Genomic DNA, 14,662 nt, shown 5'->3' with positions numbered 1-14,662 from the left:
GTTATATTTGAAACCTTATTAAGTTTTTACTTAATATTATTAGGAGTGGTTTTATGTCAACAAATGATCAGAATCCGACAGCTGGCATAGGTGATCCATATTGGTATGAATGGACTGTCGGGCAAGGCTATGTAGTTGATATGCTCAATCCTGATAACAGGATTGAATCTGTAACACTTCAGGCAACAGAAGCGCAGGGATTAGATGATGTTGTGGTTGTATATACAGATGGCAATGCAAAGTACATACAAGTTAAACACACTCGCAAAGAAAGTACAATTACATTTGGAGATGTTTTATCTCTTTTGCCAAGTATTTCGAAAGCGTGGAAAGAGCAAAAAGGTAAGTGGAATAGATGCAGTCCTGTACTCTTTACTAATCGGAAAGTTAGCTCAAGTTCTAAAAAGATGGGGAAAAATACTGCAGAATATGAAAGACCTGCATTAGATGAATTCCTAAAACACCTTCAATCGGAACTGAACACAGCAAAAGTTCTTGCTGACATTAAAATGCCAGACAAATGGTCAATTTCGTGGAAAGAATGGTGTGATCAAATAAGTACACTGCCAAGTGATAAAGAGAAATTTGACTTCTTGAAACTTTTGGTAATTGAAGGGAACCAACCAGAGTTGGATAAGCTTTCAAGTGAAGTCATTCAAAAAATTTCTAAAACATTTGGCGTTTCGGAAGAAAAAGCGACTTCTGTGTTTAGTCAACTTGATCATGCTTTACGAGAATGGGGGACAACATTCCGTGGCAACAAAGAGTCAATCAATTGTGAAGATGTATATAAAATACTGAGCATGACTTCAACAGACTTGATTGGAGACCATATGTTAACACCTCCTGAACCATTTTTTCCGAGCCGTCAACAATTTTTAGAAGATTTATCTAATGAATTATTGACAGGAAAACACTCAATCATTTTCTTGGATGGATTACCTGGGCAAGGAAAAACAAGTATTGTAAGTGCGCTTGCAAGCCAGCGGGATCCAGTAATTGATTTGCGTTATCATGCTTTTAAACCTATAACGCCTCATACAAAGAGATTGCCTGCCGATGCGGGAATTACGACAAAGGCTGAAGTGTTGTGGGGTGACCTATTGACAGAACTTCGTAGTTTTTTCTTTCAAGGAAGACTCGCTCAATTTAATGTACCAATCAGAAACGACTTCTTAACCACTGAACAACTCATTGCTGAAGTATTGAGATTAGCAAACATTCTAGGGAAAGAGAGAGGACGCCCTACTGTAATCGCGATTGATGGTATTGATCATGCTGCCCGTGCCGGCGTCGATCAATATTCCTTCCTTGACACATTGATTCCGCCCGATGCGGTTCCTGAGTATGTACGATTTTTAATCGTAGGGCAGCCTGCCGAAGCCTATGAAAAGTATCCTTTCTGGTTGAAAGAGCGTTCGCCAGATGTTTCTTATTGGAGCGTGGAAGGCATTCAAGAAGAGGATATCTCCCGACTATTGGCTGCTGAGGTTCAATCGTTGCCCGCTGAACAATTTGAGGCAACGGTTCGGTTGGTAAACGACGTTGCACAGGGAAATACGCTAGCAGCTATTTTTGCTATAGAAGAGGCGAAAGCTATTTCTAACATAGACGATCTACAAGCAAAGTTAGCAAACAAGAGGCTAAAAGATGGCATATCTGCTTATTATGAAAAAATTTGGTCAGCAGCTGTTACTCTCCTTGACGAAAGATATCCATTTTCTGGACAACGATTGGCCGGCTGTCTTTCTTTGATTAAAGAAAGAACTACTGGTCAGGATTTAGCCAAAATTTTTTCTGGAACGCTGGATATATCTCCATCTAATTGGGATGAAGCTCTTCGTGCGCTTCGCCCGTTGGTAATTGAAGAAAACGGTAGCTTTCATGTGATTCACAACGATGTTAGGGTTCATCTCACAAAACAAATACACGCTCAGCCAGAAAGGCTTCGTGAAGTAGCGAGCCTAATTGCGGATTTCTACTGGACAAGCCCTGAAAAGGGGCATGAACGGCATGCTGACCTCTTTGAATTACTAAGAAAAAGTGACCGTCATGTGGATCAAGCAAGAGCCTTTACTCCTGAATACGTAATGGAGGGTTTTGCACTGGGGAGACGGATGAGCGAATTGTATGAGCAGTCTAAACAAGCTTTGTTGCATGTTGTTGACACAGGAGACTGGGATTTCATACATAATGTATCCTGTGCGACTACAACCCTTGTTCAGTTGGATAAATCGGTTGACGGGATGGACAGGAGCTTCAATTACATTCCAGATGTACCACCTTACCTGTTTTCTGAAGGTAAGGTTCCTAACAAGGAGTCTTGGACAGTGGACTTGATTTATAACACAATGTTTGATGCTTACCGTCTAATTCAGGCAAATGAATGGGATCGCGCTTATGGCTTGATGCGTCGATGGTTTGTTGACATCAAACCGATTGATCTTACTAGTATAATCAGGAATGACTTGTTAGAAGAAATAAATGATCAGACTAATTTGACTGAGAACTTTAAGCAAGTTTTGCGTTTATGGGGGAAAATAAGCAAACACGTCAATTTACTCTGGACTCAAGAAGAAGTGGATCAAACGACAGGTGACCCAATAAAGATAGAAATATGGGCTCATTTCTTTGACGGAATGATGCAGGAAGCCTTAGAAAATGGAGAGGTACGTGATTGGATTTGGTCTAGTCAGGTTGCTCTTTACCGTTCAATTAGTGAAATGGAAGATAACTTAATGCAGTTAGCATATCAGAAGAGATGGGTAGAAGTTGCTTATACCTTGAAAGAATGGGCAGAGAGACGTGATTATCTTCCTAGTACCTTTCAAATTAAGGCTGCCGCTCTCAGTCTTTTTACAGGACGACAAGACTTGTTCAATATCTGGGTACAGCCAATCGTAGACGAAGGATTCAATAGTCTTGAGAATATTGATATGAGTCACCATTTGCAAGAGCATACACTTCTTTATTGCATGGTGAGTTTTGTCCTAGGTTGGTCGCAACCCCATCGTGAAAACGGTGGTATTGGAGGGGAGGGTGTCAAATTCTACTTTGATAAAAGGAGAGATGGTCGTCAACGAGGACATCTATCGTCTTTACTTCGCGGAAGTGCTCTCGCTGGAAAGTGGCTTGGTGCCTACATGAGGAATGGGACAAAAGTAGCTGAAAGAATTGTTAGACCAGATGAAGTCAAACAAGTACTTGAAGTGTTAATAGAAAGAAAGAGAACATACAATGAAACAGCGTATTACCATGAAATTGCGACTAGATCAATTATCGAAATTTTAGTTGAATGTTCAACCTTTATTGGTGGCACAACTGACCGCATAGTCTACGAGTTTATAAAGAACTACTCCCAGAGTTACCCCGCTAACTATATGATGGAATTATGTTGGCAATACCTTTGGAATCGGGGGGATGAAGAGTTATTGGAGAAATGGTTTCTTCACTGGTGTGGACCCGCAGGAAATGCTTGGCATGAAGAAGTAGGAACACGAGTTGATGTTGTAAAGCGGTTGTCTGATCTTGCCGATCAAATAGGATTTCAACAAGAAGCAGAGCGGGCGCTACAGCTATTAAAATGGGGTATGATAGGCTACACTAATCACAAAGAGTATGTGCTTGATAGGCCTGTAGAATGGTATAACGAACTTGCAAAAGTCAGTCCAGGTATTTGGAGGAATGAAGGTAAGATACTGCTCGAAATCAACCAGGAAGCAACAGAGTTGGGAGACAACCGATCGACAATAATTCTAGAAGCTATTGTAGCTGGTTCTGTAGCCCGTGAAGGTGCTTCAGCCATGTGGCATTTGCTGAACGCACAAAATATGAAGGGCTCATTGGTGGAAAATGTAAGGATGCTATTCGATGGCTTAATCTCTGTACTTGAAACTGCAGAGGTTTCCGCAACAGACCTTCTTTCGATCTGGTCTTTCGGAATCGGTACGTTAAACTGGCAAGGGGGTTATGAACGTTGTTATTTGGAAGATCTGAAAAAAGCAATATTGATTGCAGCGGAGCGAAATAACATCAGTTCCCTAAATAAGAAATTAGAAGTCTTAGGTCAAGCAGAATATTATGTAAAAGGGGAACAAGATCGTTACCGTATTCCTAGTAGATGGTATGAAGACTCGGAAAGCCATATATTAAGCAATGATCAACAGGAAAAGGAACTCTACCGATTATTGAAAGAACAGCCTGTCGAAAAAGCAATCGACTGTCTTATCACAATGGCTGAATCGGAGAGCCGCTCAAGAAGTCTTTGGTGGGGAATTCACCTAGTGGCCAGCAGGCTTAAGTTAGAAAAACCGGCTGGTTATCCAAAACATCTTCAACGTTTGGTGGAACTGTTGTTAACGCAAAACTATACTCCATATGAATGGAGCGGCTATGGTATTTACTTGGCATACGAGGCACTTGTGCCTCTTGTACGTGATAGCGTAAGATTTGATCTTTTGAGAAAGATAATTGCCAACTTTGATTTTGAAATGGATGAGCCAATCTGGCTTGATAGCGCTGCAAAAAATCTAGATGACTTTTGTAGATTTCGAGCGGCTTCTATGGGCAGGGAGGATCTGCATGCAGGTCTACAAAGACACCTTACAATGCATCAAATGTGGATTCGAGGCAATGGGTTCCTGCCGGATATGGTACGTATCGAACTCCCCGATGTTGTGAAAATTGATTCAATGCCTGAAACTTGGTTTGAATTTGCTACTAGGTATTTCTTCAGGATTTTGCAATCTAACAACCTTACGAGAATTGAGCTTGCGTTACGCGGGCTTTGGAGTCTTGCTCAAGTTTCACCAACGGACCTTAATTATATCGCTGAAAATTGGAATCATTTAAATTATGGCGCAAAAGAGAGAATTTTATTACTTGTAGAGAGGCTTGCAATAAGTAATCCAATTGCGTACGAACCATTCTCGGAGATTGTTAAGGCGTGCTATGAAGGAGTCAACTTGTCTTTAAAACTGCAGGCATGGGTAATTCTTCAAGCTGTTGAACATAGAACGGGAGAACAGTGCCCTGAGTGGCAATTGCCTAGACATCCAGAATACGAAGAGCTTTTGTCGAAATCATCGGTAGATAGAGGAGTCTTAGAAGTTCCAAGTATCCCTCGTGGTTTAGCGTATGAACTACACGGAATTGATATTGTACATAGCCTCCTCAAAAGACTCCAAATGGCTACGAGAGATGAAGTAACAGATATTGAATATAAATTTGCAGCTTATTCCGACATAAATCCGAATGATTTGGGCCATGTTGAGCCGGTGTTAATCAATTCAGGACAAATGGGGGTTCGTAATTTACCCTACCGAGACTATTTAATGAAGCTGATTTATCATGAACTATATATAGGTAGGTGGAAAGACGTTCCGATAGGAGCTCTTGCACAAGCCCTTTTGAAATCAGACGAACCGTTTGTATTCTTGCAAAGTCCAGCACCTGCTGTAGATGCCGAGGAATGGTTGACTGATTATGGACTGGATGAATTATCAGGGAATAAGAAAAAAATTTTAGAACGTTTTCTTCCGCGCATTCATGCTGGATTATCCGAAGATGAAGTTGTAGTTGGCGCAGTTCTACATACCTACTCCTGGTCAATGGATGTTGAGATAGTATTTGATACCGTTCTGCGAAATAAAGGATTTGAATTGATACCTGTAAATGAACAGAGCACTATGAATGGTCGTACATTTTCACTGTATAGCAGTGACCGTTTTGACCCTCAAGATATGAGTTATCCAGTCATTGGAATGACTTGTAAGGCCGGTGGAATTGGTGAATTTAACAGCCAAAGTATGTTGTGTTATCCACTTTTAACTTGGGATAAAATATTCAGATGGCAGCCATCTAAAACCAATCCGTTAATTTGGCTTGAGGATAGTGAGCCTGTCGCTAGATTTGAATACTTTCATGGTAGGATTAGAGATAGTGCACAAGATTATTTCTATCGACAACCTATTTTACAGAGATGGGTTTGTTCAAAAAAGGCACTTAATAAAATAGAAACTGAGTTAAATGTTATGTTATCTTCAACGACATTTGTAAATGTTAGACCGGGACGAGGGGAATCAGTATAGGGGCAGTTAAACGAAAAGATGGGTGAATTGTTAAATACGCGGAAAATACGCATATGCTTATCTATGTTGTGTCATTTCGGAAAGAATGTAGTTATAAATCTTAAAAGCTAAATTGAATCAACACTGAATTGTAAAAAGCCGCTCTAATCTGTAGGGCGGTTTTAACTACTTAATCTATTAAATTTCTTCTATTATTCTGAGTTATAAAGACATATAAAACATTTCCCTTTTAATAAGTGACTTATAGAAGAAGCTTATGATATCAATATTTAGATGAATTTTATGGTAGCTCCATTTTTGGTGCTGAAACCGTATCTTTTGACTTAGTAGCTAAAAACTGCACTATTTAAAATTTCATAAACCTTGTTAAATGAGTGTTTTTTAATAATGCGGGTAAGACTTCTCGCATTTAAAATTAAGAAAGCTGCTTCTTTCGCTTTGACAGTTTGGGGATAATACTAATGCCAAAAAAGTTAAATATTCAAGATATGTTTAAGATAGCTGAAGATAGGGGCGGGAAGTGTCTTTCTAGGATATATACAAATAGTCAAACTGAAATTGAGTGGGAATGTGCTGAAGGGCATCGGTGGTGGGCAAAGCCTGCTAAGATTAGGTATGGACAGTGGTGTAGAAAGTGCTCAGGGAGCTTGAAGAAAACAATTGAAGAGATGAAGGAGTTAGCCATTGAAAATGGTGGTAGATGCCTTTCTATTGTTTACAAAAATAATCATGCCCTGCTTAAATGGCAATGTAATGCTAAAGGACATATTTTTGAAAGTTCATTTTCAAGTATTAAAAGAGCCATTGAAAATGGTGGGTTTTGTTCGAAGTGTGGAAAGACGAGAGGGGCTGCAAAGAGAAAATTATCTATTGAAGAATTACAAAAAATTGCAAAATCAAGAGAAGGTAACTTGCTCTCGAATAAATATATAAACGCACATACGCTTTTAGAGTGGCAATGTAATAATGGGCATGTCTTTAGAATGAGTGCAAATAGCGTGAAGAATGACCATTGGTGTCGTGACTGTCGTTTTAATATAAACGAAGCAAAATGTCGATTCATTTTAGAAAAATTAACTGCTAAGCCTTTTAAAAGCAACAAGCGAATTTTAAAAGGTTTGGAGTTAGATGGTTATAACTCAGAGTTAAACTTGGGTTTTGAATATAATGGTATTCAACATTATCAATTTATTAAGTTCTTTCATAAAACAGAAGAGGACTTTATAAAAAGAAGAGCTGATGATAAACGTAAACAGAAAATGTGTAATGAACTGGGTATCAACCTCATTATCATTCCTTATACCCTTGAAAATGATGAAAGCCTTTTTTCCTTCATATGTGAAAAGCTTGATGAACTAAAGGTCAAGATCATTATGAGTAAAGAAGATTTTAATATGAAGGATTTTTATAAACACTTCTCAAAACTAAGGGAATTAAGAGAAATCGCTAAGCAGAGAGGCGGTACTCTGCTTTCGAATGAATATTTTAATAATAAGACTAAATTAAAATGGAAATGTCATCTGCAACATATCTGGGAGGCACGTCCTAATGATATTAAGAGTGGACAGTGGTGTGCAGTTTGTAGAGGAAGTCATAAGCTTACTATTGAAGAAATGAAACGGATAGCACTTGCGAGAGGGGGGAAGTGTCTCTCGGAAACCTACACTAATAACCGAACTAAACTTCAATGGCAGTGCTCAGAAGGTCATCAATGGTTTGCTACGCCGGATGGTATAAAACTGGGGAAATGGTGTGAAAGATGCAGGAAGAAAAGCGCTGCAAGTAAAAGAAAGTTAACAATTGAAGAGATGCATATAATTGCAAGCGAAAGAGGAGGCATTTGTTTATCTGACAAATATATCAATAGCCAAACACACCTTATTTGGAAATGTGAAATTGGACATGTTTGGAGTGCAAAACCTAATAATATTAAAAGTGGCACATGGTGTCCAAATTGTAAAAATAAAAAAAGCTGAAAAGCTGACTAGATGCTTATATCTTATCAGTCAATCTTTGAGACTTTCTCTCCTTTTGTAGGAGTAAAGTTTCAAAAACTAAATAAAGGAAAGAAGCTTTTAGTTCAATCCCATTGCTCATAATAGCAATTATGAGCGGTTTTTTTATGAACGGAAGGCAATTGATAGTACTTTAAACTTTCGATTTTAATTTAGTTCATCAATAGATTATAGGGAATTTTAAGAAGGCTTTGAAAATATTCATCAATTTAACTTGTTAGAGAAATTGGAATGGTTTATTTTGTTCCATAATTATTAAAACCCCGCATTTCTCTTGTAAAGTAACTGTTATTAAAGGATTAAAAAAGCAATTTAATTTAGAAAGGCCACAGAATGTAGTCCTTTACTAGATAGAAAAATTGAAAAGTTTTTTCAAAAGCATTATTAAGTGTTTGTGGCATTTAAAAAATGCTGTTCGTGGCAGTATATTTTTTGAATACGCTGCGCTGTACATGGAGTGGCGGATGGGTTAGGCTAATTGCCCACAAAAGCTCGTTGCTCTGGTCTTTTTAATAAAATCTGTCCGCAGCGGCTCCATGTCAAGCGACAAAATTAGAAGGAATAAATATTATATCAATAACGAATAAATATACTGCCGCTTAGTACATCAGTTAAATGCCAAATACATATTAAGTTAGTTATTTAGTATTTTTCGGTATAATTTATATTTTCTGTCAAGGTATATCGAACTTTCTTTATATAAGTAATTTAATACCTTTCTTGCATTAGCAGATCGAATTCTATAAGTGAATGTATTCTTGTTAATATTCTTTTGATAATATTTTGTCTTTACTTCTTTTCCAAAGATTGAAACTAAGTGATCAGAAGTCCAATCTATAAAATCTAGAGTGCCTGTAATAGAGATAGTTGAGTCGGATGTGTTTATACCTCCATCTCCATCAAAATAACCTCTAAGGAAGTGTTTCTTCAAGTGAAAGGGTAATATTTCAGAAGTAGGGGGGGCCAATGTTAATGATTTATTTGGATATACCCCTTTTAAAATTAATTCCTTACACAATAAAGGGCTGCCTATTTCAATATAGACCGAAGGATATTTAATTTTTTCTCCCTTTACATACAAAGTATGTGTTCTATACTTTATAAGCGTTGACGGTAGTTTTAAAAAATTACATAGCTTTTCTAAGTGATTATTGTCTCTCGGTTGAATTCCTATTGTCAATCTGGCAGTTAAATTTTTTCCTATTGATATACATCCATCAGCATAAATAAATCCCAACCAATAAGCTTTTTCTTCAGTATCAATTTCACGGAAACATTCTACCGCATATATATAATAAGGTTTACATTTTCTGAACTTTTTGTTAATAAATAGGTTGACTATTTGAGGGGGTTCAAAATGAAAGTTTTTAAATTTATCAGTATGTAAAGTTCTTTTTACTTCCCTTAAAACTATATTATGGCGTAATAATACTTTCCTTACTCCTTGTTCAGAAGCATTTATTGCCCTGGCTACCTCAGCAATATTATTACCTTCTTGATAAAGATTACAAATTTTTTTCTCTTTTTCTAAACCAAATACAATTTCTTCCTTTTTGAGTGTTAACCCTACTCTTTGTAAGTATTTTCTTATTGTGGGTCTAGAGTAACCGACAATATTACTTATCTCTTGGATCGGAATCCCTTCACTATATAAATCAATTATTTTCACAATGGTCTTTTCATCAGGGGCTAATGTGGTTTTTATATTTAGTTTTTTTAAGTACTTAGAAACTGTTGGTTGGCTAATGTTTGTGATATTTGTTATTTCTACAACACCTTTTCCCAAAGCGGCCAATTCTTTAATTAAATTTATCTTACTTTCATCTAAGGGCATTATTCTCACACCTCACATTTGTTTGTTATGAGTTGAAAATTTAATTTACCAAATTAAAAAATGGAATTTTCAATTTAGTAAATTAGACTTATAATACTATATAGTTATGCTGAATTTTCTACTTTATTCAAATGAAATTTAATATATATTTTTAATTTGAAAAAAAATAATTTTCTAAGAATAAAACTGAATTGTCAATATCGAAGTTAAACAACTTTTTTAAGTGAGAATTGCTTGTATTCAAGTGAGCCTATATAGCCTAATATCCTATTAATGTGCAACATTCTCGCTTTGTAACATTGTTGGCTCCTCATCTGTTTCAGATCAAATGCATATGTTCCTAATTTTTCTATGTAGATAAGTGTAGGTGACCCAAGATTTATTGGGGTAATTTGATAACTGATAACTTTTGAATAAGAAAAAGAACAAGAAAAACTCCCTAAATAGAATTTTTGAATTCTCAAACTTTGTTTTAGCATTTGGGAGGAATTGTTATTCGCTTTAAGGTTTTTTGAATGAGAAATAGGGACAAATGGTTAGCTCATAGTTTATTAATTTACTGTAGAACAGGCTATTTTCCAAAAGGATAAAATTTTTTTGTGTCTACTGTTAAAGAATCTTTTTTAGTTGGTGATATTGTTTAATTAGTAGTAGTTATGATGAACTTTTAAATTCCGTTAAAAATTATCTTAATAAACTAATAGTTGTTTAATACAGGAGCAACATAAGGAGATTATTTTCATGAAATTACAATTGTGGTTGGATGAGAGCGGCGACTTTCAGGATACTCTTAACAATAAACGAAACCCGTCTCTAGTAGGTGGAATACTAATAAAAGAGAATAAAATTGATCATGAAACGGCTCGGAATTTGCTGGGAAAATCCTATGTACATTTTTTAGAAGAACAATCGGAATATACACTACATATTTTGGAAGAGATTGAGGCACGGGAAGGACAATTTGTTATTTTTCAGAACACCGAGCGATTAATGGTGGTTGACGGCGATACTACATATTTAAATGTGCTTGCTGAGGGAATTATTCAACTCCTTTTAAAGCTATCTGCTACATACGGGAATTTTGAACTGTCGATTTGCATTGCTCTGAGAAAAAATGTAGGTAAGGGGCATGGTGTCATCGGGGAGGAACAATATGTACAAAGGCTAAAAGAGCGAGTCATTGTGGGTCTTGCGAGAAAGGCTTTAACAAGGAAGAGTAACTGGAAATATCATATTCAGTTTGATGATGCAAGGACAAATTGTCAGCTTATGCTGGCAGATGCCGTTTGCAATACGTATTTGACAAGGACCTCTTCGAAGTTTTCACCCAGACAAAAAGAAATGATTTCTCGACTTTATCATAAAGAGTATATCTTTTCTTTTTATGAAAATTCTTCGGAAAAAGAGATTCAACGTTGGCTGGCAGAGGGGAATTTCAGTGAAGCCCTATTTGAAATTTTGACGAATCGATATGTAGAAAATCGTGCCTCTTATCTGGAGCTGACCTTAAACCGGCTAAAAGAGCTAGATGATCATAGCATAAAGGTTCAGCTACAGAAAATATCTACCAAGATAGACACTCTTATCAAAATCGATAGAAATTACCATTTTACAAAACCAATTCTCCTTGAAATACAAGAGGATTTGCTGCCAAAACTTGCTGAAAATCACATTCTTGCCCCTGAGTTCACTCTAGACGTTATTCTTTATTTATATACCTTATACACTCATGAAGGAAGCGTGTATGGGAATAAGCAAGATCAATTGTTTTTGGAGCATATAAATGATGTAGAAGACATAATGACAAAAATGAAATATCTCAATATGTATAAGATCCGTCGAGGTGTCCATCAGAAAAATATGCTGAATATCCTGCCATCAATTCATGACCTAACACAAGCAATAAACTTGTATGAAGAGATGATCGGAATGATGGAAATCCTGGAAGATGTTCAATCAAATGCTATATCAAAATATGAGATACTAGGGAAAGCATACGGAACACGTGGACAGGGCCATACCATGCTGATTTCCAGTGATCACAGTAATTTGCCCCTTGCAATTAAAGATTTCGATCATGCGTTGCAACATTTTGGCACAGATAGAGACAGGGAACGCCAGTATATCTATAAATCCTTGGCTTATTGCGAAGGGAATCAGTTTGAAGAGGCACTATACCAGTTGTTTTTATCCTCTAATATATCTCATAATAAAATGTCACTTGAGGAATTTTTGGAAACTTTAAAAGCACAGGATACGAGTAAGGTTATTTTTAAATATTATTGTTACATAAAGATTATGGCGACGGCAGAAAAAGAAAAATCACAAATATTGGCCGATCAAATGTATAAAGCAATGAATAGCACGGGAATTACATGTGAATGGATTGAAAAAAAGTACTCATATCATCATCCGCTACAGTACATCTATTGGTTTATGGGCACCTATCTCCATAAACGCGGGAAGAAGAATTTAGCAAAAAGATATATAGACCAAGCGATAAAAATACTAGAAGATCTTCCTATGACTCAGTTAACTTTGAAAGTAATGCAGCTTGGTATTTTGGCGGAGAAGGCACTGATAACAAAGCCTGAAAAGACAAAGGTCCAGTTGATTAATTTGTACGAAAAAATAATGAGGGAACAAAACGGTGCCATGGCAAGCTATTTACAGATTTTACATGGAAAGACCGCTGAAACATTAACAAATGAGGATTTGCAATTATTAGTCAAACTTACAAAATGCATAAACTAGTTTGGAGACGGGAGGAAATGAAATGGAACCGCGAACAAAAGCAATAAGGCATCATTCATCATTTACAATCAATAGTCATCAGGAAATTGATGAGTATATTTCTGAGACGTTTGATATACAAGACCATTATTTAGTAGGCAGTGTCAAAGAAACTAAAAGAGGTGCTATAGAACCAGACTTTTTTTTTATTGAAAACCTTGTGAACCCTTTTACAGGACAAAAAATTGGGAAACTTCTTGAAGGCGGAAGACCCAAGTCCAATGCTATTTGCCGCCATGCAAAACCTGAAGATTTTGGCTTAAAAGGAGACCAACTAGTTTTGTTTCAATTTAGAATTGATATCCAATCAAACCTGGGCCTTTCTAAAGGAGAAGTCCTTGCTGTAGAAAAAGAGAGTTTGAAGCCGATTGAAGATAATTATGATATTTTGAGAGAATTGAAAATTACTAGTTCGGATTTGAGACTATCCGGTATCATCGACAAAACCAACGATAATGATATTAAGTTTTTTTTCTTTAATGACTATTATAAAGACGTCATTCAAGAAAAGGTGGAGAGTGAAATCTCCAAGATTAAAGATGAAAAAGATGAGCTGGAGGAACAAAAAAAAGAAATAAGAATTAATCTAGATGAAAAAAAACAGCTGTTGGAGCAAATAGAGAAAAAGGATAAGGGAGTACAAGACGTCAAAAGAGCGAATGCAAAAGAAAACAAAAGACTGGTGAAATTGAAAGAAGAAATTCATCAAATGAATGGGCAACTAAAAACACTTGGATTTTCGGTATTGGATGAAGAGAAAATGCAAGAGGTTAAAAATTTCCCATCATTAAAAGTACCCAAAGAAGAAATTGAATTAGTGAAAGGCATTCAACAGCAAATTACGAGTACAGGGCTTTATTATGAGGAAAATACGATTCGTAAGTTATATACGGCACTAAAAACCAATCAATTTACCATTTTAAATGGACCATCTGGAACGGGAAAGACCAGCTTGATTGCAGCTTTTGCTGAGGTAGTATCAGCTGTTTATAAAATAATACCAGTACAACCGAGCTGGGTTGATAAGCAAGACTTACTTGGATTTTACAATCCAATGAGAAAGCAATATGTACCATCTGTTTTTTTGGATACGTTAATAGATGCGGAGGAAAATCCTGAAAAGCTTTACCTAATCTGTCTAGATGAACTCAACCTAGCGCAAATAGAATATTATTTAGCTGATATTTTAAGCATACGGGAACTAAAAAAGCCGCAACTCGAACTGTACAGTCATTATGAGTATGAACAATCGATGGAGGAAATCAGCTGGTATGTTCAAAAGGTTTTTCATGCGGAAACAGACATCATAGATGAGTGGGTTGAAAATACCCTAAATATTAGCAATGTCGAACAAATTGCCTATATGCAACGTTATAAAAATCTAAAGCGTTATCCCAATACTTTTACAGTTCCACAAAATGTACGCCTAATTGGGACGATGAATGTGGATGGAACGGTTCGTCCTCTAAGTCCGAAGGTCATTGACAGAAGTTTTATCATTGAACTTTTAAAGCAGAATGAAAAAGTGAAAGCCCCTGAAAAAGTTGGCCAGTATGAATTACCGGCATCTTATTTTGATGTCAATGAGAAAGGCAAGGGGCCTCAAGATTTTAAAAAGAAGCTACAAAAATTTGAAAATCTGTTTACCCAATTAAAAGCTGATTACAATAACCGGGTAGATAAACATTTGGACCTTTATTCATCCGCCGCTGAATCATTTAAATTAACACCTGACGCATTAGGGGATGAACTTTTTGCGATGAAGCTTTTGCCAAGAATCCACTTTTTAATGGACGAAACCATGATCAGAGACCATTTTGTTAATTTAATCAAAGATGAATTCGGGGAGGAAAGCCTGAGTTATAAAAAAGTAAGGAAAATGCTTTCTACTTCAAATAGAACTAAAATCTTCTCGTATTGGAGTTAAGGGT

At 36.5% G+C, this 14,662-nt stretch carries 5 protein-coding genes; 4 read left to right on the top strand and 1 reads right to left on the bottom strand.

The window, feature by feature from the left end; translation table 11 throughout:
- The first annotated feature begins 53 nt into the window (after nt 1–53).
- Complete coding sequence (locus VQ00_RS15165; protein WP_046180959.1) at nt 54–6,089, top strand: ATP-binding protein; 6,036 nt, start codon at nt 54–56, stop codon at nt 6,087–6,089.
- Between the two features lie 461 nt (nt 6,090–6,550).
- Complete coding sequence (locus VQ00_RS17805; protein ID WP_052728592.1) at nt 6,551–8,065, top strand: PDDEXK family nuclease; 1,515 nt, start codon at nt 6,551–6,553, stop codon at nt 8,063–8,065.
- A 673-nt stretch (nt 8,066–8,738) separates the two neighbouring features.
- On the opposite strand, the gene VQ00_RS15150 is transcribed toward VQ00_RS17805, so the two are convergent.
- Nucleotides 8,739–9,938 (bottom strand): LAGLIDADG family homing endonuclease, encoded by a 1,200-nt coding sequence (locus tag VQ00_RS15150; protein WP_046180958.1) that lies wholly within the window; start codon nt 9,936–9,938, stop codon nt 8,739–8,741.
- Nucleotides 9,939–10,679: 741 nt separating this feature from the next.
- On the opposite strand from VQ00_RS15150, the gene VQ00_RS15145 reads away from it, so the two are divergent.
- Both VQ00_RS15145 and VQ00_RS15140 read left to right on the top strand, forming a co-directional pair.
- Nucleotides 10,680–12,692, top strand: a complete 2,013-nt coding sequence (locus tag VQ00_RS15145; protein WP_046180957.1) for a hypothetical protein — start codon at nt 10,680–10,682, stop codon at nt 12,690–12,692.
- Nucleotides 12,693–12,714: 22 nt separating this feature from the next.
- Nucleotides 12,715–14,658, top strand: coding sequence for an McrB family protein (locus VQ00_RS15140; protein ID WP_046180956.1), 1,944 nt, complete (start codon nt 12,715–12,717; stop codon nt 14,656–14,658).
- Nucleotides 14,659–14,662: the final 4 nt, after the last annotated feature.

This window comes from Domibacillus tundrae (assembly GCF_000970675.1).
Lineage (GTDB): Bacteria > Bacillota > Bacilli > Bacillales > Domibacillaceae > Domibacillus > Domibacillus tundrae.
Note: the sequence above shows the minus strand (reverse complement) of the source record. Positions and strands in the feature narration are given on the sequence as shown.

Excerpts from the sequence above, each read along its gene's own strand:
- VQ00_RS15165 (WP_046180959.1), top strand. The coding sequence starts at position 54 with ATGTCAACAAATGATCAGAATCCGACAGCTGGCATAGGTGATCCATAT.
- VQ00_RS17805 (WP_052728592.1), top strand. The coding sequence starts at position 6,551 with ATGCCAAAAAAGTTAAATATTCAAGATATGTTTAAGATAGCTGAAGAT.
- VQ00_RS15150 (WP_046180958.1), bottom strand. The coding sequence starts at position 9,938 with ATGCCCTTAGATGAAAGTAAGATAAATTTAATTAAAGAATTGGCCGCT.
- VQ00_RS15145 (WP_046180957.1), top strand. The coding sequence starts at position 10,680 with ATGAAATTACAATTGTGGTTGGATGAGAGCGGCGACTTTCAGGATACT.
- VQ00_RS15140 (WP_046180956.1), top strand. The coding sequence starts at position 12,715 with ATGGAACCGCGAACAAAAGCAATAAGGCATCATTCATCATTTACAATC.